The sequence below is a fragment of the Acidithrix sp. C25 genome (assembly GCF_904848545.2).
Window position 1 is genome coordinate 188,202 of the sequence record NZ_CAJHCI020000001.1, and the last position, 24,227, is coordinate 212,428.

General features: G+C 46.8%; 15 protein-coding genes. 14 read left to right on the forward strand and 1 reads right to left on the reverse strand.

What is annotated here, in order from left to right:
* Positions 1-409 precede the first annotated feature (409 nt).
* Complete coding sequence (locus tag ACIDITHRIX25_RS87430; protein ID WP_052603920.1) at positions 410-1,786, reverse strand: tryptophanase; 1,377 nt, start codon at positions 1,784-1,786, stop codon at positions 410-412.
* Between the two features lie 856 nt (positions 1,787-2,642).
* Between ACIDITHRIX25_RS87430 and ACIDITHRIX25_RS87435 the strand changes: the two genes are divergently transcribed.
* From ACIDITHRIX25_RS87435 to ACIDITHRIX25_RS87500, 14 genes are all read left to right on the forward strand, one after another.
* Positions 2,643-3,518 (forward strand): FAD binding domain-containing protein, encoded by an 876-nt coding sequence (locus ACIDITHRIX25_RS87435; RefSeq protein WP_502756195.1) that lies wholly within the window; start codon positions 2,643-2,645, stop codon positions 3,516-3,518.
* A 2-nt stretch (positions 3,519-3,520) separates the two neighbouring features.
* Positions 3,521-4,018: a (2Fe-2S)-binding protein gene (locus ACIDITHRIX25_RS87440; protein WP_052603922.1), complete on the forward strand. Its 498-nt coding sequence runs from the start codon at positions 3,521-3,523 to the stop codon at positions 4,016-4,018.
* The gene (locus ACIDITHRIX25_RS87445) at positions 4,015-6,393 is read left to right on the forward strand and encodes an aerobic carbon-monoxide dehydrogenase large subunit (protein ID WP_201732256.1); all 2,379 of its coding nucleotides are present in this window, start codon (positions 4,015-4,017) and stop codon (positions 6,391-6,393) included. The genes ACIDITHRIX25_RS87440 and ACIDITHRIX25_RS87445 overlap by 4 nt, the downstream gene beginning before the upstream one ends.
* The gene (locus tag ACIDITHRIX25_RS87450; protein WP_201732257.1) at positions 6,390-7,283 is read left to right on the forward strand and encodes an XdhC family protein; all 894 of its coding nucleotides are present in this window, start codon (positions 6,390-6,392) and stop codon (positions 7,281-7,283) included. Before ACIDITHRIX25_RS87445 ends, ACIDITHRIX25_RS87450 begins: the two co-directional genes overlap by 4 nt.
* Before the next feature lie 1,855 nt (positions 7,284-9,138).
* Complete coding sequence (locus ACIDITHRIX25_RS87455) at positions 9,139-12,129, forward strand: bifunctional diguanylate cyclase/phosphodiesterase (protein ID WP_201732258.1); 2,991 nt, start codon at positions 9,139-9,141, stop codon at positions 12,127-12,129.
* A gap of 1,958 nt (positions 12,130-14,087) precedes the next feature.
* Positions 14,088-15,236: a UDP-N-acetylglucosamine--N-acetylmuramyl-(pentapeptide) pyrophosphoryl-undecaprenol N-acetylglucosamine transferase gene (locus ACIDITHRIX25_RS87460; RefSeq protein WP_152625759.1), complete on the forward strand. Its 1,149-nt coding sequence runs from the start codon at positions 14,088-14,090 to the stop codon at positions 15,234-15,236.
* A 52-nt stretch (positions 15,237-15,288) separates the two neighbouring features.
* Positions 15,289-16,683: a UDP-N-acetylmuramate--L-alanine ligase gene (gene murC, locus ACIDITHRIX25_RS87465; RefSeq protein ID WP_201732259.1), complete on the forward strand. Its 1,395-nt coding sequence runs from the start codon at positions 15,289-15,291 to the stop codon at positions 16,681-16,683.
* A complete protein-coding gene (murB, locus tag ACIDITHRIX25_RS87470) occupies positions 16,683-17,648 on the forward strand; it encodes a UDP-N-acetylmuramate dehydrogenase (RefSeq protein ID WP_201732260.1) in 966 nt (321 codons plus the stop codon). Before murC ends, murB begins: the two co-directional genes overlap by 1 nt.
* A 161-nt stretch (positions 17,649-17,809) precedes the next feature.
* Positions 17,810-18,622: a cell division protein FtsQ/DivIB gene (locus ACIDITHRIX25_RS87475; RefSeq protein WP_201732261.1), complete on the forward strand. Its 813-nt coding sequence runs from the start codon at positions 17,810-17,812 to the stop codon at positions 18,620-18,622.
* Between the two features lie 1,344 nt (positions 18,623-19,966).
* A complete protein-coding gene (gene ftsZ, locus ACIDITHRIX25_RS87480) occupies positions 19,967-21,154 on the forward strand; it encodes a cell division protein FtsZ (protein ID WP_201732262.1) in 1,188 nt (395 codons plus the stop codon).
* Between the two features lie 500 nt (positions 21,155-21,654).
* A complete protein-coding gene (locus tag ACIDITHRIX25_RS87485; protein ID WP_201732263.1) occupies positions 21,655-22,416 on the forward strand; it encodes a purine nucleoside phosphorylase YfiH/LACC1 family protein in 762 nt (253 codons plus the stop codon).
* Between the two features lie 59 nt (positions 22,417-22,475).
* Entirely contained in the window at positions 22,476-23,138 is a 663-nt protein-coding gene (locus tag ACIDITHRIX25_RS87490; RefSeq protein ID WP_201732264.1) for an alanine racemase, read from the forward strand.
* A 166-nt stretch (positions 23,139-23,304) separates the two neighbouring features.
* Positions 23,305-23,940: a cell division protein SepF gene (locus tag ACIDITHRIX25_RS87495; protein WP_052603935.1), complete on the forward strand. Its 636-nt coding sequence runs from the start codon at positions 23,305-23,307 to the stop codon at positions 23,938-23,940.
* 10 nt (positions 23,941-23,950) lie between these two features.
* Positions 23,951-24,223, forward strand: a complete 273-nt coding sequence (locus tag ACIDITHRIX25_RS87500; RefSeq protein WP_201732265.1) for a YggT family protein — start codon at positions 23,951-23,953, stop codon at positions 24,221-24,223.
* Positions 24,224-24,227: the final 4 nt, after the last annotated feature.

A 24,227-nucleotide genomic window follows, 5' to 3' on the forward strand; every position in this document is an offset into this window, starting at 1 on the left:
GGCGGGGATGATGTCACGGAGATATAAGGATGCGCCATTTAGGATTGCATGATCTCTGTGTCGAAAAAGGGTTGAACTCTACCCACTTTAGGTGCTTTTTGGGCTGGATGGTAGATGGACGCGGCCAAAGGTAATTTTTGCTTCTTATGGGGATTTATCCGGCGGAGATCTCTTCTTCTAAGTTGACAGCTGTCCATTTCTATTGCCATGTCATTGCCACTTTGTGGATCTTTCAGGGCTGGTTCGATTCAGGACGTTTGCTCCAGAGGCGCCATGGTTGTTGCACCTCTGGATTTTTGCACCTAGGACGGTGATTGTGATGGTGATGGCTATGGATCGATCATGGGAAATCAAAAGGTAAACGAAGTAGTCGGTTGAAAACTTTTACTTTAGGTCTTTGATTTTAGGGTTAATTGAGTCTTTCAAATTCCGCGGTAAAGTGCCTCAGAAATTGCGGAGCTTTAGTTATCTTGTACCCCTTTAAACCCTTGGCATCCTCAGCTACCTTTTTTGCGACCTCTATAACATAGTCAATGTGGCTTTGGGTGTAGGTTCGCCTTGGGATCGCAAGGCGAACTAGATCCATAGTGGCTGGAACTTCAGTTCCCTGCGGAGTCATCCCAAACATGACAGTACCGATCTCGCATCCGCGAATTCCGCCCATCTCATAGAGGGCAACGGCTAGAGCTTGTCCAGGGTATTGTAGCGGTGGAATGTGGGATAGAAAAGCACGGGCATCTATGTAGATTGCGTGGCCGCCGTAGGGCTTTACTACAGGAATGCCCGCCTTGTCGAGTGCATCGCCTAGGTAGGAGGTGGATGTGATTCGATATTGGAGGTAGTCGTGTGAGATCGCCTCCTTGAGCCCTACTGCGATTGCCTCTAGGTCTCTTCCGGCAAGGCCCCCGTAGGTTGGAAAGCCCTCGGTGAGAATGAGCATGTTTCGTGCTTTTTCGGCTAGAAGGTCGTCGTTACAGGCGAGCCATCCGCCGATATTTGCCAGAGGATCCTTCTTGGCGCTCATGGTCATTCCATCAGCGTAGGATATCATCTTTTTTACTATTTCTTTTACATCCATATTCTCATAGCCGGCTTCTCGAAGACGTATGAACCAGGCGTTTTCTGCAAATCGACAGGCATCCAAGAAGAACGCTATGTTGAATTCATGTGCAATCTTAGAGACCTCTTCAATGTTGGCCATCGAAACGGGTTGGCCCCCACCTGAGTTGTTTGTTATCGTCAGCATGATAATTGGGATATTTTGAGGACCAACTCGGTCGATCAACTCTCTTAGAGCGTCAGTATTCATATTTCCCTTAAAGGGATGAATAGTTGCTGGGTCTTTTCCCTCTTCGATGACCAGATCTACCCCTTGAGCTCCAACAAATTCAATGTTGGCTCGGGTTGTATCAAAGTGTGTATTGGAGGGGATGACCATGCCATCTCCAGCGATAGATGAAAAGAGAATCTTCTCTGCCGCTCGACCCTGATGGGTTGGAATTATGTGCTTGAAGTCGAATAAATCAACGACTGCTTCACGAAAGATCTCCCAGGATGGTGAGCCAGCATAGGATTCATCCCCATGTTGAATTGCCGCCCATTGGTCCCTGCTCATCGCTCCGGTTCCAGAATCGGTGAGCAGATCTATTAGGACGTCTTTGGCGGGAATATTAAAGACGTTGTACTTTGCTTTTTCGATAGCACTCTTTCGTTCATCCCGGCTCATTAGCTTGATCGGCTCCACGGAATGAATTCGAAATGGTTCTATTATTGTGTTGAACTCCATGGCTCGATGTTACATTGTAGCGTTACCAGATTCCGTAGTTAGATTTTAAATCTGCAGCTCACAGGTATATTTTAGGGTCAGAAAATGGTGCATGTTTTTTTGGAACAGACACTTTGTTGACTAAGGTTTGCGGTTCGTGCCGAAGTTGCTCTAATAGCTAGTCAAATTGTTCGGCGATCGGTGAGCTTCTTTCACAAGAGAAAGTGACACCTTTGTGCCTCACTATTTGGTTTTTCTTGGGTAAGTGCGTGATTCGTTGTCTCTAAGGAAGATATTGGTTACCCGGTCCTTTCTATAGGCTGTTTTTGAATACCGTTGTTATTGATTTTTATGAAAGTTGAACCTCTTGCTTGCTGGGTAATTAGATAGCAATTAGTTCGTGAAATGGCATCTATTACTTTGAATGATCTTTGGTGAATTAATTTTTATATTTCTTCATTGCAATATAATTTTGGAATTTCTGGATCACTCTGAGATTATCCCACGCCGAACAAGGGCTATTTCTTGTATTTCTTGAATCAACGCCTCTTTGAAATGAGGATCTACGAAAGCACCTTGCTGAGGAGACTACCTCTGGTTCGTACCTCCAAAGATCCGTAATGACTCAAAGATCCGTAGTGACTCAAAGAGACCTCTTCTTGATCGTTCTTTTTGTTGACGGTAGATCGGTGATTCGAAGCCAGCTTGCTCTTCTTTTTGGTGGCTTTGGAAAATTTGATATCACTTTGACATTTGAAGTTAAATTCCGATTCGCCAATTAAATGTGGTGTAATATCGCTTAGCTACAAGATGTACTTATGTGGTTGCCTGGGTTTGCTTCTGAAGCTTAGGCGCACTATGAAGTTGGGGGATATGCATGCAGGTGCCAGCACCGGTGGAATATGAACGCGCTCTGAGTGTAGATGACGCTATCGAGCGTCTCACTCGCTTAGGGCCCGAGGCTCGATTGGTAGCGGGAGGACACAGCCTATTACCAATGATGAAGCTGAGACTAGCTAGACCCGAATGTCTGATCGATATAAATGGATTGGCAGATCTCTCTTTCATAAGACGTGACGGGAATGTGCTTCGGATTGGTGCTATGACGCGCCATAGCGAGCTTTTGGCTTCTCAGGTCATTTCCGAAGTTGCGAAGATAATCCCAGACGCTGAAGCTGTCATTGCGGATCCGATTGTAAGGAATCGTGGAACTGTAGGTGGTTCCATGTGTCAAGCAGATCCCGCTGAAGACCTCTCTGCAGTCTTTGCCGCCCTAGATGCCATGGTTGAGATTCGAGGGCCACGAGGGACCAGAGTTGTCTCAGTAAATGGTTTTCATACGGGCCCCTATTCTACGGTTGTGGAGCCCGATGAGATCTTGACTGAAGTCTCATTTGTAACACAAAAGAATTTAGGTAGTGCCTATGAAAAGGTAGAGCGCCGCGTTGGCGATTGGGCTATTGCGGCTGCGGGTGCCGTTATCGCTCTCCAAGATGGAAAGATTCAAAGAGCAGGAATCGGCTTGGCCGCTGTTGGTGCTCCTGATTTTCGTGCCAGTCGCGCGGAGGCATATCTATTGGGTAAGGATGCCACCCCCGACCTATTTGATGAGGCAGCAAGAATGGCTAGTGCGGAGTGTAATCCTAACTCTGACCAGCGTGGACCAAGCGCATATAAGCGACACTTGGTGGAGGTATTAACCAGGAGGGCTCTCGATGGGGCACTAAGTAATTCCAAGGGAAAGGCAAACTAGCAGTGCGTGTGAATATTGAGGTAAATGGAGTCAACTATTCCGAGGAGATAGAGCCTAGACTTCTGTTGGTTCACTTTATAAGAGATCAAATCGGGCTAACCGGAACGCATTGGGGCTGTGACACATCCAACTGCGGTACGTGTGTCTTGTGGTTGGATGATCTTCCAGTTAAGTCCTGTACTGTCTTGACGGCAATGGCAGATGGCCACAGAGTGCGAACGGTAGAGGATCTTGAACAAGGTGGGGAACTGGACCCAGTGCAGAAGGGCTTCATGCAAGAACACGGCCTTCAGTGTGGCTTTTGCACCCCAGGAATGCTGATGACCGCTCGTGCCCTTTTGGATAGAAATCCCAATCCAAGCGACCTTGAGATTCGAGAGGCGATCTCAGGACAGATCTGTAGATGTACGGGTTATGAAAATATTGTTAGAGCGATTCGATGGGCGGCTGCAAACTCTTCTTCGAATGGCGCTTTGGATGTAGCGGAGGTTGCGCAATGACGACCACAGAAAATCAAGCAAATCCGATTGGCTTTGGAAGAATGTTGCGCAAAGAAGACGCACGTTTTCTTCGGGGCAAGGGAAACTATGTAGATGACCTCAATTTGCCTGGGATGTTGCACGGTGCGGTTCTGCGATCTCCCTATGCCCATGCTCGCATCAAGTCAATTGATATCTCCGCAGCTCAAGCTCATCCTAAAGTAAAAGCGGTTATCACTGGGGAAATCCTTGAGACGCTGAATCTGGCTTGGATCCCATCACTCTCTCATGACGTGGTAGCTGTTTTAGCGACCGATAAAGTTCGCTTTCAAGGTCAAGAGGTTGCCTTTGTGGTTGCTGAGGATCGTTATTCCGCAAGAGATGCGCTGGAACTTATTGAGGTTGACTACGAAGTTTTACCACCGGTGGTGGATGCCAAAAAAGCACTTGATAAAGATGCGCCGGTGATTCGAGATGACATCGCTGGCAAGGTTGATAACTTTATTTTCGATTGGGAGTCGGGTGACAAAGCTGCTACAGATGAGGTCTTTGCGAACGCTGCCATTGTAGTCGACCAAGATATGTTATATCCTCGAGTCCATCCTGCACCGATGGAGACTTGCGGGGCTGTTGCCTATATGGATCCGATAGATCAAAAACTTACGATCTATTCCACAACTCAAGCTCCACATGCACACAGAACCCTATATGCCCTAGTGGCGGGATTGCCAGAGCATAAGTTGAGGGTGGTCTCCCCTGATATTGGTGGCGGCTTTGGAAACAAGGTTGGAATCTACCCGGGTTATGTGCTGGCTATAGTTGGATCGATCCTTACCAAGCGACCAGTCAAGTGGATGGAGGATCGCTCTGAGAATTTGATGAGCACCTCCTTCGCACGTGACTACCACATGAAGGGTTCGATTGCAGCTAGCGCCGATGGAAAGATTTTGGGTCTAAGGGTAGATGTCTTAGCCGACCACGGTGCTTTCAATAATACCGCTCAGCCGACCAAGTTTCCCGCAGGGTTCTTCCACGTCTTTACGGGTTCATACGATCTCATGGCTGCACATTGTTCTGTTCGGGGTGTCTATACCAATAAAGCACCAGGGGGCGTCGCCTACGCATGTTCGTTTAGGGTTACTGAGGCTGTCTATCTCGTTGAACGAATGGTTGATCGTTTGGCTCAAGAGCTAAAAATGGACCCTGCAGAACTGAGAATGAAGAACCTCCTTCGCCCAGAGCAATTCCCATATACATCTCCGACGGGTTGGGAGTACGACTCCGGTGAATATCCTCGGGCCCTTCGCTTAGCAATGGATATAGCTGGTTATGAGGAGCTTCGAAAGGAGCAGGCACAAAAACGGGCCAAAGGCGAGCTAATGGGAATAGGCATTAGCTTTTTTACCGAGACGGTTGGCGCTGGTCCTAAGCGCCATATGGATATTTTAGGGCTCGGAATGGCTGACGGCTGTGAAGTTCGTGTTCATCCTACCGGTAAGGCGGTTGTTCGGCTATCGGTTCAGAGTCAAGGACAGGGCCATGAAACTACATTTGCTCAGATCGTCTCTGAGGTAACTGGTATTCCACCAGAAGATATTGACGTGGTACACGGTGACACCGACAATACCCCATTTGGCCTTGGCACCTATGGATCTCGTTCGACCCCGGTATCTGGCGCAGCCGCAGCTATAGCTGCACGACGTGTGGTTGATAAAGCACGAATTGTGGCTAGTGCCATGCTGGAGTGCGCACCTGAAGACCTGGAATGGGAGAAGGGCCGCTTCAACATCAAAGGTGATAAGTCAGTGGGCAAAACCATGGCCGAGATAGCACTTGGTGCTCACGGAACGGTAGAGCTACCAGAAGGGGTAGAAGGTCACCTAAATGCTGAGTGTGTCTATGATCCGCCGAATTTGACTTATCCATTCGGAGCCTATATTTGTGTTGTTGATGTGGATCCTGCAACTGCCAAGGTTTCGGTACGGCGATTCATTGCTGTCGATGACTGTGGTCCAAGAATCAATCCGATGATCGTTGAAGGTCAGGTACATGGTGGTCTTGCAGACGGAGTGGGAATGGCCCTCATGGAAGTTATTGCCTTTGATGAAGATGGCAATAACCTTGGTGCGTCGTTTATGGACTACCTTATTCCTACTTCCTTAGAATGTCCTTCTTGGGAGACCGGTGCCACTGTAACGCCGTCCCCACATCATCCTCTTGGGCTAAAGGGGGTTGGTGAATCGGCTACAGTAGGATCGCCGCCGGCGGTTGTCAATGCAGTCATTGATGCGCTAGCTCCGTATGGCGTCAAGCACGCAGATATGCCGCTTACGCCAGCTCAAGTCTGGCAGGCAATGCAAGGTGCGCCCTATAGGACGGATTTGGCAATCCAGTGACACGAATCGATGTAATGGATAGAGCAGCGGAGTTGCGACGACAGAGGGTTCCCTTTGTCTTGGCAACTGTAGTGCGGGCCCAATCGCCAACGAGTGCAAGGCCAGGAGACTGTGCGGTGATTCTTTCGGATGGGACGATCGAAGGTTTTGTTGGTGGCTCTTGTGCCTTGACTACAGTTAAGGCTGAGTCGCTGCGGGTTCTCTCAAGAGAGTCCTCGGCACTTTTGATCATCTCGCCCCATAGTACTCAAAGCGATGAAAATGACTCAGATGGCGAGGTGATAAGGGCCTTCAACCCTTGCCTTTCAGGCGGGACCTTGGAGATGTTTTTAGAACCTTCACTTCCTGAGCCGACGATTGTGATCTATGGTGACTCTCCAATTGCTCAGGCACTTTTAGATGCAGCGGCAGTTGTTGGCTTTAGGCCACTTGAGGGCACTTTCATGGGATCTAAGGAGCTTGAAAGTGACTTCGTCGTCATCGCTACCCATGGGATCGACGAAGAGCCGGCGCTTATTGAGGCCTTGGAGTCAAAGGCAAGTTATATCGGCCTTGTGGCTTCAAAGAGGCGGGGAGCTGGCGTTCTAAGTCTTCTAGAGGATAAGGGCTATGACCTAAGTAGGATAAAGTCTCCAGCTGGACTAGACATCGGTGGGCGGACTCCTGGTGAGATTGCAATATCCATCTTGGCAGAGATAGTTACCCGAAGAAATTCAAGGTCGCACCGAGCTGAAACTTTGGCGCCCAACTATCCACAGATTGGGATTGACCCAATCTGTGGGATGGATGTAGTGATCGACGCCAGCGCCATTACTGTCAATTTAGGTGGCATCGACTACTACTTTTGTTGTAATGGTTGCAGAGTTAACTTCCAAAAGCAACATAGCTGATCGAGGCGGAATCCTTACCTCCGCATGGAGCATCGTGCTGTTGATGCGGTTTTTCAACCACACTCGGATTAGCGAAACAGAGATTAGCAATACCGTGATAACCAAGTGCTAAGGCGACCCCTTCGATCAGTCGATATTATTGATTTGGCCAGGAGATCGCGCTTTTCTTGGCCAAACCTTTTTGGAAAAGTACTTGAGGGTTGCATGGAGAAGCTGTGTTGCGCTGTGGTATAAGACTTTCGGTCCATCTTTTTCGACTCTAATCTCATCGATGATTAGGAAAGATGATTTGTTTATGGGCTTAGAGGTAGATGGTCTCAAAAATCTAAATCTTCCCAGGAAAAGGAGAATAGGTTGTCTCGAACTCCTAGTTGAGGTACCGATTATCCCCACGAATAATTCAGTTTGAGATACGACTAACGGTACAAGAATGGAGGTGGCTTAGATCGTATAAAAGTTACAAAGCTATTGCAGGTTCCGAAGGAGATTGCCAGGAGAGGGTAACTACCTAGGCAACCCAAGAATATGTTAGATTGGCGAGTGAGCGAGATCTACTGGTTGATATTTGCTCCTAGGATCGATTGATCTACTTAGGCGCGGGGTAATATGAGCATCGGGCCGGTCGAAAGTCTTTTGGGTTTTGTTTTTTTTGGAATACTAGATTGTTTCTCGAGCGCGACACTCTATTGCATCAATTGACTAGCATGTGTCAATAGAGGGTGTTTTCACCCCTAATTCTGGGCTGTGATGATTCGAGACCGCGCTCATCAAGGTGAGTTTCTAAAAGCTCGAGTCAGAGTGAACACTGGTCTTTCTGAGGCTTGGCTAGATTCGTTTATAGTTGTCGATTGGACACCCTAAGGCATTGACTGAATGCCAAAGGAGTTTTGGGGTGACCAAGATTACGACTCTTGGGTCTATTACCAGTGGATATAGATATCTAAAGTTGACCGTTTGAAATGCTTAGGCAAGTTTATGAACCATGGAATTGATCGATTTTCTATCCGTCGTGCCATGCAGTGTTAGATCGATATCAAGGCAAAGGCAAAATTGTCGAACGCTCTTTCTTTGGTGCCAGATCATGATACGCCTTAGGGAATCCCTCATGGCTGATATCCTATCGAGCATTCACATTACAATATCTGGGATGAGATGGCGATAGTGGATCAGTGCAGATATTACCAAGAGATCAATTCGCACTAGATTGCTGGTGAGTAGTTCATGATTTTTATGCAATTGGGAGCTTTTGCTTTTCCAAATGGTCATTTTGTGTGATAAGTTTCGGTTCATTGTATAGCCTTTTGTCCGCCGTCTATGAGATCGCTCTTTTCTAACTGGGGCGGCACGAGGCCAGATAGGCGAAATTAAAAGTTTGATTTATAGTTTGATGAAATTATAAATTACTATAGTTATTTAAGTTCAACTAATGAGAATCGATTATAGGTCGATATCCATTGATAGGTTTTCTAGGAGCGGAACGCCTAAATTGGGGCAAGACTGTGGTTATGCGTAGGTGAGCTTCAGCTCCGATGAGCTTTGAAAGTAGAGTTTCGAGAGATCAAATGGATCAAGGAAGCTCTATTACAAGACGGTTTTTTGTGGCATCAGGTGAATAAAGATGAGGCTCATGGGATTGAGTTGCGCATTGCTTATGAGTTTGGGGTCTCTATTGGCCATATCACTGAGAGATAATTCGTATTGCTAAAAGGACGATCCGAATTTGAGATTCTAAATGAGAGATTCAGGCGTTTATGAGGGGTGTATTGATTGCTTTATTTTCACTCGCTGGGTAGTTTTGGATAGATCATTGCCAGAGGTAAGCCCGGAGTCAGTTTTGGATAGAGGGAGGAGCTAAATGGACGAGAAGTTCGAGAAGATGTCACGTCTTTATCAGGCCCTCTATGAGATCAATGAAGCTATTTTGCGTCTCGAAGATGAAAGCCACCTCTTTCCGCTGATCTGCGACATTGCGGTTTCTCTTGGTGGAATGAGACTTGCTTGGATTGGGCGCCCGGATCTCGAATCAGGAAGTATGACTCGCCTAGTCTCTTCTGGGGCTACTGCGTATTTAGATGGAATTGAGATCTTCGTCGATCCATCTTCTGACTTCGGACAAGGCCCAACTGGACACGTTTGGCGTGAAGGTCAAAATGTCATAATCAATGATTTTCACTCTTCTGAAATGACAGATCCATGGAAAGAGCGTGCTGTTACCAATAGAATTAATTCATGTGGATCTTTCCCAATCTTTCGTGGCGGTGAGATCTTTGCGATCTTTACGGCCTATCACGAACAGATAGGTGCTTTCGATAGCGATGTTGTTGCGCTCTTGGACGAGCTATCTCGTGATGTAACTTTTGCTCTTGAAAACTTTGACCGAAACGCGGAAATCGAGAGAAGTTCCTCTGAGCTCGCTGCTAAGGAGCGCCACTTCCGCGCCTATTTCGAGCATTCGATGGTTGGAATGATAGCATTAACCAAGGATGGGATGATCCTAGAGGCGAATAGTCGCTTTTGTGAGATGCTCGGTTACAAACAAGATGAGCTCCCCAGAAATATCGTATATGGCCTCTCGCACCCCGATGACATTGAGCTGAGTAAGGCGTTTTTAGCTAGAGCTTCTCAGGCGACTGGTGGTTATTTTGTCCTAGATAAGCGCTACATCCATAAGGATGGCTCAACTATTCGTGTTCATAATACCGTAGGGGTGGTCACTGATGCTTTGGGTAACTTCGACTATTTAGTCGCTGCAGTTGAAAATGTAAATGAGCGTGACGAACGGCGCAATCGGATAGAGTTACTCGGTCGAATTATCGATAATTCTCTCAACGAAGTGCTAATCTATGAAGCCAAGTCGCTGCGCTTTACATGGGCCAACCGTGGATCATTGGTTAACCTTGGTTATAGCGCTTTAGAGCTAAATGAGATGGATGCTCTGGCGATTAAGCCTGATTTTGATTTGGCCAGCTTCATGGAGCTGGCCTCACCGCTATTGGATAAGACTAAGGAGATATTGGTCTTTGAGTCGGTCCATCAACGCAAAGATGGGTCAAGATATCCAGTAGAAGTTCACCTTCAGATTGCCGAAGTGGGCGAGGAGCGTTTCTTCGTCGCTGTTGTATTGGATATTACCGCTCGGATTGAGAGTCGAGATCGTCTTCTTACTGCGGCGAGTCTCTTTACTAACAGTAGAGAAGGCATAGCGATTGCTGACGCCGACTTTAGGGTCACTGCTATCAACTCCTCTTTTACGAGGATTACCGGCTATAGCGAAGAAGATGCAATCGGTACTTATGTAGCACCGACTGATTCACCGATGGTCTTTGATGGTGGTTTCGGTGAGGATTGGTCGAAGCTGTTGCGGAACGGTGAGTTTGACGGCGACCTATGGAGCCATCGCAAGGATGGATTCGGGTATTTGAATCGATTTTCAATTCGCCACATTCGTGACGATCGAGAGATGGTGGTGGGCTACGCCGGATTTTATAAGGATGTCACCCAGGAGAGATCAAACGAGGAACGCCTTCGTAACGCCGAGATGACTGACTCTTTGACCGGTCTTATGAACCGCAACTCCTTCATGGTGGCCACGGTTGAACTCTTTGAGTCAGAGTCAAAGGCAATGGGTGGCGTTGCTCTTTTGCTTGTCAACCTCGATCACTTTAAAGCTGTCAATGAGGCCTATGGCTATTCGATAGGCGACGTCGCATTGCAGAGGCTTGGTAGTCGGTTTGAAGCTATGATAGATCCAAAGAGGCCGATCTGTCGCTTGGGCGGCGATGAATTTGCGATGGCCGTTGCCACGAAGGATCCACTCGATGCGCTGGATTTCGCACAGTCTGTTTTGGGATTGATAATTCAGCCAATTGAGACGGATGCCGGTGAAGTTCACTTAGGAGCTTTCATTGGCATCTCGCTTTACCCGGATGATTCTAGTGACTTTGAGTCACTCTTTATCTTGGCTAATTCGGCTCTAGAACGCGCTCGTCATGGTGGTTCAAATAAGATCCTTCTTTTCGACTCCTCGAATATTGGGGCCTATACTCGATCCCTCGAGATCCAGAAGTCTTTCCGAAGGGCGCTTTCCAATGATGAGCTGTACTTGGTTTATCAGCCGATAGTTTCGCTCAGGGATGGGTCAATTCGAAGTTTTGAGGCTCTCTTACGTTGGAATCATCCTAAATTGGGTGAGGTCCCGCCATCCGAAATAATCCGAATCGCTGAGCGATCTGGGTTTATAATTCCACTGGGAAATTGGATAATTAGTCGAGCCCTCGCGCAGTTGGCTAGCTGGCATCGTGATGGGGTCGATGTGGCGATGCTCTCGATCAATGTATCAGCGATTCAGTTTTTAGACGGCAGCTTGGTCTCGATCTTGGGAGACAAGCTACGCCAATATGGTCTTGGAAATGGCGTGGTAGAGGTGGAGATTACTGAAACTATCGCTATGACAAATGTTGATGAGTCACAGGTACAGATCGAAAAGCTAAAAGATTTAGGCGTGGGCATCTCCATCGACGATTTTGGCACAGGCTATTCGTCTCTCAGCTATCTTCGTAAATTTCCCGCCACAACGATCAAGATCGACCAAAGCTTTACGAGTGAATTGGTTGAGAACGTTGAAGTTAGCACCATAGTAGAGTCGGTCATAAGGATTGCAGATGCTCTGGGCGCTGAGATCGTGGCGGAGGGGGTCGAAACTATAGCACAATTTGAGGTTCTGCAACGTATGGGTTGTGCAAACGTGCAGGGATATCTTATTGCCAGGCCAATGTTGCCGGAAAAGGTGGCACCTTTTATTGAAAAAGTAGCGCAAGATCCGTGGTATTTTTTATGCCAGGAGTGAAGCTAGTTCCCCTTGGGACTTTCCTTTTTGCGACTAACTACGCTTTTCTAATCGATTTTGAATCAAATGTTGATTCAAATTCTTGCCCTTCGGGTTTGTTTATTAAGTAACTTTGGGTTGTTACTGCTTCGATTCGATGCGGATGGTAATGAAGTTAATGGCAGGTTTTGGGCGATAGCGAAATCAAAAAAAAGTAGTTACGGTCGAAAATTATCAGGAACAATAGCGCCGACTTATCGTAATATTTGGAGTTTACCATTAGTGTGATGACACTAGTCTCCGGAACGCTCCAGTCCATAACAAGCGGTATTCCAATTCTGAAGGTCATCATCGCCTTGGATCTGTGATTTTGCTATTTTGGGACGGCCTTGGCTTTTTTGGCTTCCCCTTCATCATTTGGATCATCAAGACCTCATAACCGGTGCCTTCTCCCTGTGGTCGTGAGAGTACTCCTCGAAGTGCTCCTCGAAGTGGTCGCGATTTGTATTTCATAGAGATGTAATTAGCTGCTGTTGAGCAGCCATCGACAATTGGTCGTCTTTGACTTGGTCGATGGCTCTTGATAATTGTCGCGTAATGAGTCTTATAATTTGCGGTGATTGGTTAGGAGATAGGTTGTTTGATGACCTATCTTGAATTGATAAAGATGGCAGTAAATGAATATGTTGCTACTTTTTGGCTGACTAAATGGCGGTCATTGCAAATAATTACCATGGTTTATTAAAGTTGAAGATTTGATTCCAGTGACTTATCTATAGGGGCAACTAGAAATCATTTAAAGTTTTTCATGGCTGTGATTAATATCTTAGTATTGTCGCGTTTTGAACTTGGTATTTTATAAGGGTTATTTTAATCGTTGAGAGGTTGGATCTCGCTAGTGAAGGGTGAATTTATTTTTAATATAAAACCTTTTGCCGAAGTAGTCTGTGCTTTGATCTGGCTTTGATCTGGCTTTGATCTGGCTTTGATCTGGCTTTGATTTACATGGTAGGGGTTTCGGCAGGTGGTTCTTGGCTGTCTGCGAGTAAGGCTGTCTGCGAGTAAGAAAGTGACTCCTTGAGGGTTGCTTGTCCATGTGACTACAGTCTCAATAGACCTGTAGCTTCAATCGAACTGCCAAGGAGAAAGCTGTTGGATGGAAGATCATCGTCGTTTCTCTTCCTCAGGTCTCTATATCAGCTATCGCGTCGATTTCTTAGCGGCAAGAGACGATCGACAGAGCTGATCGGCAGAGATTAAAAAGCTTGGCAACGAATCCTCCCATAGAGCGAGTTGGGTCATGCATATGAGGTGGATATGCTAGTTGACCCTATCTGTTGAGGCAATTGTGCTACTGCGATTAGAAGATTCAAAGAGTGCTAGGGCTTGATTTTTGAAGGTGACTTTGATGGTGATTTTGAAGGTAAAAATTGTCCCATTGCTATCAACCTTGGAATTTGGACTTTCTTGTTGAGCGAGTAATCACACTTTGTTTTTGATTTGCCTTAGCGCTAGGGCATGTGATTGCTATCTCGTTAGTGCGTATTCATATTTTATGTTGCTAATAGTGTTGCTAACAAAGGTCTTTGAATGCCCTTGATTAATTGGCCTCGGTAAAGCTGAGGCCTTTGGATCTTATTTGAGCGGACTTTGACGCATTGGTTTGGCCTTTATTGTCGCCATTAAATCTTAGTGGATGAACCGTTGAGTGATCGATTACATTGCGACCATGGATGCGAAAACCTAACTCAGGGCGCAAGCCCGCCAAGGCATTAGGCGCTAGGGTTATTCTTCAAAAGGAAATCGTCGCTGGCTGTAGTGTGCGCCGGATGCATCTATTGAATAGATGTCCGAGCGCGCAACGAGGCGGCCATAGCGTTGCTTGGTGCGTGCGATGATGGTCCAAAGATGGTGAAATTTTCAAACTCGATTCTCGAGAGTTGCAACTCGAAGTCTTAAAGTTAAAAAGTAGGTACGATATGAAGGTTGTCATAGGTGCGGCAGGCACCGGCGGTCATATCTATCCAGCGGTGGCAGTAGCGCAGTGTCTTGAGGATAGATCGATTTCGGCGAGCGAAATCTGTTTTGTGACCTCTAGTAGGCCGGTCGAGGATGCTATTTTTTCGCAATTGCCCTATGGTAGAGAAAGACTTGATGTAAGGGGAATTACCGCTAGCTCAACAGTACTATCCAAAGTACGAGGCGTTGCCTCCCTTGTATCTGCATCTTTTGCGATAAGGGCTTTGCTCAAGGTGCAGAGGCCGAAGGTCGCCATCGTCTTTGGGGGCTACATCTCAGTCGTTGTTGCACTGGCTAGTTATAGCTTGGGGATTCCAGTTTTAGTAGTGGAGACAAACTCTGTTATGGGGCGAGCCAACCGGTTGATCTCCAAACTAGCCAAGGAGATCTTTTTAAGTTTTGAAGAGTCAAAGATCCATCGGGGCAAGATCGATCCCAATGGTTTTGCGAACCGCTCGGGAGTCCCTCTAAGAAGAGAGATAATGGCTGTCGATGTCTCCAAAGAGGCAAGGCGGGATCTCTTTTCGAAAGCGGGCTTCGAGGTTGATGAGATAGATAGCTTTGTTGTTATCTTTGGCGGTTCGCTAGGTTCAAGAAGAATAAATGATGCAATTATTGCTACCTTATCTAACTTCCCAAATCGCTTCCCAAAGGTGGGCTTTTTTGTTATTACAGGAGAGCGTGACTTCGGGGAGGTTCGACAAGAACTAACAGAAGTATCAAAGGTGTCATCGGCGCAGGTCGTCTTTGAAAACTATAGTGACGAGCTCTATTCATATATGGGAAATGCGGATCTTGTGATCTCGCGCGCAGGTTCGAATACGGTGGCTGAGCTCGACTACTTTGGAGTGCCAGCTATTTTGATTCCGCTTCCGAACTCCCCAGGCGACCACCAGACAAAGAATGCTCGTTGGTATTGCGAGAGAAGCGAGGCAGTCTTTGTAAGAGAAGGCGACTTTTCCCCGGCACTTCTTGGCGACATGATCGAGAAATTGATCAGCTCGCCAACCAAAGTTTTTCACCAAAGTTTTCCCAATAAGCCAAGTGACGACGAAGTTGGCGATGCTGCAATACGGATCGCGAAAAGAGCCATTGATTATGCTCTTTAATAAAGGTTTGTCCGCATAGATCTCTAGGGATACTTCCATGAAAGGAGTCGCCATGAAAGACCTTGTTATGCCGGAACGAGTCCATATAGTTGGCATTGGCGGAGCTGGAATGTCAGCAATAGCTATGGTTCTATCTGAGCGTGGTGTAGAAGTTAGTGGCTCAGATTTGAAGGCGTCGTCCTCCTTTGAGCGGCTCAGGGGCTATGGGGTCGAACTGTATCTAGGCCACCAATCCTCAAACGTTAGAGATGCACAAGTGGTAGTTATCTCATCTGCGATTCGACAGAGTAATCCAGAGGTGCTGGCGGCACTTCAAAAGGGAATACCCGTTTTGGATAGGTCTGAGTTTTTCCCGATTCTCCTAGGCGATAGCAAGGTGATTGGCGTGGCGGGAACACATGGTAAAACCACAACTACATCGATGCTGACACTTTGCCTGTTGGCTGGGGGCCTTTCTCCATCTTACATTATCGGTGGCGAACTGAACGAGACGGGAACCTCTGCAGCTAAGGGTGCTGGGGACTATTTTGTGATCGAGGCCGACGAGAGCGATAAGAGCTTTATGGCGCTAGGTGCTTATGGTGTAATTGTTGGAAACTTAGAACCCGACCATATTGAAAATTACAACGGCTATGAAGACCTAAAAGACCACTTCTTTAGATTTGTCAAGAACGCCGAGGGGCCTAAGTTGATTGGCTCCTATCTTGGAGATGTAGGTGACCTTCTTTCGATAGAGGGCGTTAAAACCTTTGGAGTCCGCGAGACCGATGACTTCTGTATCTCTAATGTCTCTTTTGGGGAGTATCAGACGCACTTTGACCTGAACCAGAGAGGTTCAGTGTCCCAGAGGGTTGAATTAGTGGTACCGGGGATGCATAACGCATTGAACGCTGCTGGAGCGATCGCAATGGCGGTCTCATTAGGTGTCGGGATTGAAGTGGCGGCTAATTCGCTTTTGGAATTTACCGGGGTTTCTCGCAGATATCAGCGAAAAGGGGAGGTTCGAGGAGTTCAATTTATCGATGACTATGCCCATTTGCCTTCAGAGATTCGTGCGGTGATTGAGGCTACGAGGGCTCAATGGCCACATAGTCGCATAGTTGTGGCTTTTCAGCCACATCGTTACAGCCGGACTGCGAGATTGGCTGACGAATTTGGAGACGCGTTAGCCGGCGGGGACTTAGTCATTATAGGCGACGTATATTCCGCAGGTGAGGATCAAATTCCTGGAGTATCTGGTGAGCTGATTGCTGTACATATGAATACCAACCATCCGAATGTTGAGGTTTTGTATCACCCTAGTCGCAGCGATATGGCTGACTTTTCCTTGGCCCTTATTTCAGAGGGCGATATCTTTTTAACACTTGGCGCGGGAGACATCACATCTTTGGCCCAAGAGATGATCGATCGTGCAGGGCTGCGACGGGATGGAGCACAAAGAGGCTGATGGATCACCACTGGAATTTCAATGGTTTGAGAGATGCCCTTGCGCTGGCTGGTTTGTCGATCTGGTCTGATCCATCTCTAGCTTCTCGTACTACTTATCGAGTGGGCGGCTCTACTGCAATTGGTGTAACTCTTGGGACTAAAGAGCACCTTTTGACCTTCTATGAGCTGATCAGAAATGAGGGTGAGATACCGATTTTTGTGATCGGTAATGGTTCGAATTTGTTGGTCTCTGACTCTGGTTTTTCTGGGGTTGCACTTTGCTTAGGGGGTGACTTTGATCGCATTGACTTTGAAGGTTTGTCCGCTAGGGCAGGATCTTCTGTGCATTTACCCATTCTTGCTCGACGGTCGGGCGGCATCGGGTTGAGTGGCTTTGAGTGGGCAGTAGGGGTGCCAGGGTCGATTGGTGGTGCTATTCGTATGAATGCAGGTGGCCATGGTTCGACTATGGCGGATTCGGTTGAATCGATCGAGATCTATGATCCAAATGAGCCTTTGGGCTACAAAAGTTTGAGCGTTAGTCAATGCGGATTTGGATATCGAAGTTCGGGACTGTCACCCACAGCGGTAGTTTTAGGTGCGACGATTCGAATGGTGGAGGGGGATCCGCAGCTGTCCAAAGCCAGAATTAGCGAGATTGTGACATGGCGTCGGAACAATCAGCCAGGTGGGCAAAATGCTGGAAGTGTCTTCGTTAATCCTCCTTCAATAAGCGCCGGTAGCCTCATTGAACAAGCGGGGCTAAAGGGATTTACCTATCGCGGTGCCAGTGTTTCACAAAAGCATGCGAATTTTATTCAGGCAGAGCCCGGAGCTTCGGCCCTTGACGTCATAACTCTTATGGCTAAAGTTCGTGATATTGTCGATGCTAAGTTCTCGATACGACTTCATAGCGAGATTCGATTTTTAGGATTCGACGAGACCTACGGATTGGAAGGGTTAAACACCGTCAAATCTCACTAGGTTGGAGCTCTCTTTGGTGACGATCTCGCCTTAGATTTTCCGAACACTATGGTTGCTGGATATGGGTGGCGTGTTATCTTTGTTTTGTCGATGGATCGTTCCACGACCGATTCGGTCGAATCTCTATAGTACTTTTTGACTAGAAAGCGTTTTTTATAAAATTGGATGATAAGAGTGGAATTGACCCGCGGATAAAGCGTCGAAGGAACCAGATTGCGAAGCGATTTCTCCGGCGTAGAGTTGCTATCGCTCTGGCTTCACTTGGTCTCTTTTGCCTAGGCTACTTGGGGGTCATCTCCTCTCTTTCTATCTTTAAGATTACAAAGACGAATATTGTCATAAAAGGCACTTTGGCAAGTTCTTCTTTTGTCAGCGGGATCGTCTCGAAGTATCTTCACATTAGCTATTTTTCTGTCCCCACAAGTACGATCCAAGCTTTATTGCTCAAAAATCCAAAGATCAATTCGGCCTTAGTTGAGAAGAAGTTTCCAAATACTTTGGATGTGCTAGTCACCTCTGCCCAGGCAACTTTTGTCGTAGCCACAGACTCACTCTCCATTCATCGCATAGTGATAGGTCAAAGAGGACAAGTCCTCCCGGGCGTTACGCCCCCAGTCGCCATGCCAGCAATCTGTAAGGCAACCGACCCCTATGGCGGAGTGATAGTGGACTTTAACTGCGCCACATACACCTCGGTTTCGATGGTGAAACCAGCATTTTCTAGGATTGCATATATCGAGGGGCACCTTGGTGGTCTATTGAATCTGCCGATTGAATATTTCGTCTTTCCGGGAACAGGTGTGGGGTTTGAGGATTCAAACCATACATTTGTCTACATCTCCAATCAAGATAAGATCAGTGCTACCGTTGCTGAACTTGGACTTTTAGAGAAGGCGACTCCACTTGCCCCAGGAAGCATCTTGGACTTGACCGATATCTCTCATCCGTCGTTGATACCGCCATCTTCTTCCTAGAGGGCCAGGGTAATCTTGGTCAGGTCGCTTAGGCCAAAAGTTACCAAAAGTTAACTGTGTGATTCTGCTGTGTGATGTTTGAATGGGCAAGCGCAATAGATGGATCGAAAGTGGCCTATCGCCTATTGACTCTGGGTTACTCTCTTTCTGGTCTATTTTCTCTGGGTTTTGCATCTTATTCGGCGACGGGTTGGGTGAAGAACGGCCCTTTGTGTCGTTGATTTTGCCGGGGCTGATTCGTTGATAGTGGCCAAGTCAAAAGGGCAGAGGTGCCTTTTGGGGAGCTCTGGACTTATCTAACTCTGAAACTGTCATAAGGGCTCGTCGTTTGATTGACCCTTCAAGATATTCCTTTTCCCAAGCGATGAGCTTGGAATTTGAATTTAAGCGAATCGTTTACCTTCGGGAGAGTGCGATGTTGTCTTGATTATTTTGGAATGGTTTTGGCGTGTAATTGCGGTTTGTGGTTTGGATCGATTCGCTGCGAAAAGGGGCTATTTATTTTTGCGGTAATTGATCTAGGGGCGGTGAATTGGGATTTTGCCCCTAGGAGTTGTGAAAGACGGAAAATGAGAAGGTCCTTATTTGAGGTTGTTTTAGTAAGTTGCGATAAAAGAAACCCCATAAATAGCTTTTGAGGATTTTTAAATTGTGCATGGTAGATATCATTATTATGTGGAATTATTTGATTGATATGCAATTGAATTGTTGCTTTGAAAGATCTCTTGGGCCGATGTTGATGAATTGATCATGACGGTCACTTTTAGTCGCATCGACAGAACATCCAGAGTTGGCGATCTGGTGGCTGGATGGACTTTTCGACTCCGGTGCTAGGTTGATTGTTTCTTGAAATTTATTAAGTATCCATGTCGTAGCTAGAGAATGTTCTGATTTGCGCTTTGAGTGCTCACTTAGTCCACCCAATTACAATGGATACGAAATTATGGAAATACGATCATATTGGCGCGATGGTTGGGCCGCCGGCAATTAGATGGCGCAATTACCAAAGTCGCTAGTCGCTATTTTATAAATAATTATCTCTTGAAAGTTCCTCAAAGTACTGAGAGAATTACATACTCAGCGTTATTAGTGCGCGCAGAGAAGTACTTCCAGAAATGCTTAATTCCTTTAGTGTTCTATCGGTTGGTGGAGAGTTGAAACCGCTAGAATAATCCGCACGGACTTGCGATATCGGCCGCTATGTGTCGAGCCGTAAAAGTTGGAGATTACATCTAGGCATGAACTTACGAGATGGCACGTTCTACGTGGCTATGTTGGGGGGACCTGGTTTGATTCAAAGACTCGGTGCAATTGTCTAAGAGATTTCTGATGGGGTGAATATCGATGATCAATGTCGATTCGCATAATTATGTGGCGATGATTCGAGTGGTGGGTATCGGTGGTGGCGGTAGTAATGCCGTCAATCGAATGATCGACGCTGGGCTTCGTGGAGTTGAATTTATAGTTATCAACACGGATGCACAGGCATTGGTTGGCTCTGATGCAGATATTCAGTTGCAGATCGGTAAGGACACAACCAGAGGTTTGGGTGCAGGCAGTGATCCAGAGGTTGGCAAATTGGCCGCTGAAGATCACCGTGAGGAGATTGAAGAGGCGCTCCGAGGGGCGGACATGGTCTTCATAGCAGCTGGAGAAGGCGGCGGTACTGGTACTGGTGGCGCACCTGTAGTAGCACAGATTGCAAGATCCCTAGGAGCGCTTACCATCGGCGTTGTTACACGTCCGTTTGCATTTGAAGGACGTAATCGCTCAAGACAGGCAGAGGCGGGTATTCTACGCCTTCGCGAAGAGGTCGATACCCTTATTGTGATACCGAACGATAGGATTATCTCAGCTGCAACCGATCGGACCACTCTTGAGGATGGCTTCAAGATGGCAGATGAAGTGTTGATGCAGGGCGTTCAAGGTATCACCGATCTTATAACCAAGCCAGGATTGGTCAATACTGACTTTGCCGATCTTCGAAAGATAATGGAAAATGCCGGAACTGCGATCATGGGCGTGGCCACCGCTACGGGTGAGGATCGAGCAGTCACGGCCGTCAAGCTAGCAACTACCTCGCATCTCCTTGAATCTTCAATGGAAGGTGCTCGGGGTGTTCTGATAAATATCGCGGGAAGTCACGATATCAAGGTTCTAGAGGTGAATCGTGCGGCGCAAGTCGTCCAAGAGTTGGCGCATGAAGATGCTAATATCATCTTTGGAAATGTGATTGATGAGAGTCTCGGGGATTCGATAAGGGTTACCGTTATCGCCACCGGTTTTGGACTCAATGACGCTAAGAGCCAAACAGTCGAATCGATTATGAAGAAAATCGATATTTCTTCAATCGATAAGTTTAATAACGAGGCTAATAGCGCGAGTGTTCGTGGCGGCGCAACTGAAGGGTTGAATGGCGATCACGATTCGTTAGCATCTAAGAAGTCAAGCAATGGCTCCAATCATAAAGCTAACTTTGACGAGGATGACAATGGAGATATCGACGTTCCGTCTTTTTTAAAGAACCTCTAACTTGAAGACTTTTCCCAAATGGGATTAAATTTTACTTTTAGGTAGATCTCTCTGGTCTGTTTTTACCGTTGTTTTGATCGATGGCCTCACTAACGCGCATTGCCGTCTAAGTAATTTATTTGCATCTTAATAATTAGGACCATGCTGAGCTAAGAGATCAGACCAAGAAATCGAGTTTTGAATTCAAGGTGGAGATATTTCGCCAACGATGGATAAGGTTTTACGACGAGGATGATCCTGAGCAGTACTTAACGATACCGGGAGAGGATACTAGGACAAGACAAGACTCAAAGGTCACCTGGGTAGGCATGTGATCCAATCGGTCTATCGGATGTTTCTGTTTTTTGCTTTTTAGCAATCGTCTAGCCGAGGGATCGAATCGAACCTTTCGATCGAGTATTTTGGCAGATGGACCTGAGATAAGCCCGACAGAGATTGTGCTATTTGCTCTTGGTTTCTATTTGGGCATTATCTAACTGTTTGGTCTTGTCCTTGTTTGCGTGAAGGAAGGTACCGCTAGTGACATTAGGCGTTCTTCATATATTGATTGGGGTCTTTTGATGGAGCTTCTTTATCGCCATGCAGATGGAAGGTCCGCCTTTTTCTCGAATCGAAGCGATGGCAACGCTAGGAATAGCGAAGTGGCCGAAAAGCTGATTGTCGCGGCAGGCGGCAGATACCAAAGTCGAGCTTTACTACGTCAGACCCACTCCAGCATCATAAGAGATAGTGCAGAGCTTTCTCAAGACGGTGAAATTGGCAAGGGGCAACTGAGAGAACCTCTAGAGGGAGATGCGATTTTTGTTGATGAACCCCGTTCCGTCCCAATAATCTTGGTGGCAGATTGTGCCCCTGTTGTTATCTTTGATTCTTCCTCATTGTGCTATGTCGCTATTCATGCGGGCTGGCGTGGAATCTATGGCGGCATTATTCAAGGGGCTATCGATCGCTTAAGGGCAGCCGGATCTGGTGAACTGATTGGCGTGGTTGGTCCTCATGCGGGGATTTGTTGTTATGAATTCTCCAGCGGTGACGCCGATATCTTCTCCCAAAAGGTTGGAACCAATGCCAGCGTCCCGCTCGAGGGCGGAGCTGTTGCGCTTGACATCTATGGATCAATTTCGCATCTCTTTCAAAAAAGTGGCGTCCTTCTGCAAAGTACGCGGCCGCCTTGCACGATCTGTGATGAGAGGTATTTTTCATATAGAGGTGGAGATCTTGCCTCTAGAATGGCCATGTTTGTCGTAGGCTCGGATTCATAACTGTGGAAGTAGGGATAATTCTCGAGTTGATCTGCATATCGAACTAGGAGATGGCACCTTTGGAAGACAGATCTGAACTTATCTATGAAAACTACCAAAAGGTAAAAGACAGGGTCCTTCGTGCTGGTGGGTCTCAAGTTAGTGTCGTGGCTGTTTCAAAGCGAATTGACGTTGATGTGATTTCAAAGGTCAATAAATTGGGAATAGTTGATTTTGGAGAAAATTACCCTAATGAACTTTTGGAGAAGGCCACCGTTCTTTCAAATTCCGTTCTCAACTGGCATATGATAGGTGCGATACAAAGTCGTAGAATTCCCAGTCTTGCTGGTGTCGTTGGGGTATGGCACAGTGTTTCGAGGATAAAAGAGCTCGAACTATTGGCTGCTAATGACTCAAAATCAAAGCTTTTTTTGCAAGTTGATTACTCGAAGTTGCAGCAACGGTCGGGATTTGCTGTATCGGAGGTTGAACAGGCCCTAAAGAAGGGATTATCGCTTTCTTTGAACGTAGTCGGTCTAATGACAATAACCCCGGTTGTCTCTATGCCAGAGCGCATTTTTATCTTTAGGGATCTTTATCAACTTGGTAGATCTTTGGATCTTTCGGAATTTTCAATGGGAATGACAGATGATTTTGAGGCGGCGGTCTCAGAAGGGTCTACGATTGTAAGGGTGGGTCGAGCGATCTTTGGGGATCGGGAGATAGTTCAAGGCAAGAACTGACAATATGAACAACTACGAACGTTCATAGAATGTTAAGTATTTTGAGATCATCCTCTAGGATGAATTGCTCGCTTTTAGAATTAAAGATCGTAAATCGTTTTGATTTGGGTAGTAAAGCTCCAATCGGTTTGCAAGTTGGAACATAGATGAAAAGTATGGAGAGATAATGGCTCCCGCTATGAGGAAAGTACTTGAATGGCTGGGTCTCACCGATTCGCCTGAAGAATTTGATCCGGAATATGATCCCCCTTATGGGGTTCGAAATGGTTCCGAGCTCAGAGAAGAAACCTATCCAAGGGGTCCCAACGTTCAGGTTTACCAAGATAATCCGGAACGACCTCCAAGGCAGGCGCCTTCCCAGGTTCACGCCAAGGCACCAGAAAATGCTGCACATGGGGGACGAAATCCCTTTGGCATAGATTCGGATGTCGCCCTCAAAAATGAGGCGAGATCGAGGCAACCAGTGGATCTACCAGATAGAGGTAAGATGGCAAGCGGAATTCCAACTATACGTCCAATTATAAATCAGGTAAAGCCTACAGTTCATATCGTCTACCCCAAGAGGTTTAGGGATGCCACTGAGGTGGCCGATCTTATGCGAGATGGCCTTCCTGTTATTTTGAACCTTCAAAACGTAGAGAGCGACCTGCCAAGACGTATGATTGACTTTTGTTCTGGAGTTACCTATGCTTTGCAGGGTAAGATGGAGCGAGTAGCCGATGGCGTATTTTTATTGAGTCCGAGCAACGTTACTGTTTCTCAAGAGGAACGCGCAAATCTGTCCGAACGCGGAGTATTTTAGGAGTAGAGCATTGAGGATCCTACAGGAAATTCTTTACCGAGGCCTCGAGGTCTATGTTCTAATAATAATTGGACAGATTCTCTTGAGTTTCTTTCCAACACACCCAGGAAGCCCCTTGTATAGGGTCAACATCTATCTCAGAAGAGCCACAGATCCGGTATATCTACCTCTTCGTCGGATTATTCCTCCGGTAGCTTTTGGCTCGGCGGCTCTGGATCTATCTCCACTGATCATCCTTTTGGTAATACAGATTTTGATGAGGATCGTCAACCCGGGCCCCTAGGGTC

What these genes read in the sequence shown, in the direction of transcription:
- ftsZ (WP_201732262.1), top strand. Translation starts at nt 19,967, where the DNA reads ATGATCAATGTCGATTCGCATAATTATGTGGCGATGATTCGAGTGGTG.
- murC (WP_201732259.1), top strand. Translation starts at nt 15,289, where the DNA reads ATGAAAGACCTTGTTATGCCGGAACGAGTCCATATAGTTGGCATTGGC.
- ACIDITHRIX25_RS87430 (WP_052603920.1), bottom strand. Translation starts at nt 1,786, where the DNA reads ATGGAGTTCAACACAATAATAGAACCATTTCGAATTCATTCCGTGGAG.
- ACIDITHRIX25_RS87455 (WP_201732258.1), top strand. Translation starts at nt 9,139, where the DNA reads ATGGACGAGAAGTTCGAGAAGATGTCACGTCTTTATCAGGCCCTCTAT.
- ACIDITHRIX25_RS87460 (WP_152625759.1), top strand. Translation starts at nt 14,088, where the DNA reads ATGAAGGTTGTCATAGGTGCGGCAGGCACCGGCGGTCATATCTATCCA.
- ACIDITHRIX25_RS87495 (WP_052603935.1), top strand. Translation starts at nt 23,305, where the DNA reads ATGGCTCCCGCTATGAGGAAAGTACTTGAATGGCTGGGTCTCACCGAT.
- ACIDITHRIX25_RS87445 (WP_201732256.1), top strand. Translation starts at nt 4,015, where the DNA reads ATGACGACCACAGAAAATCAAGCAAATCCGATTGGCTTTGGAAGAATG.
- murB (WP_201732260.1), top strand. Translation starts at nt 16,683, where the DNA reads ATGGATCACCACTGGAATTTCAATGGTTTGAGAGATGCCCTTGCGCTG.
- ACIDITHRIX25_RS87435 (WP_502756195.1), top strand. Translation starts at nt 2,643, where the DNA reads ATGCAGGTGCCAGCACCGGTGGAATATGAACGCGCTCTGAGTGTAGAT.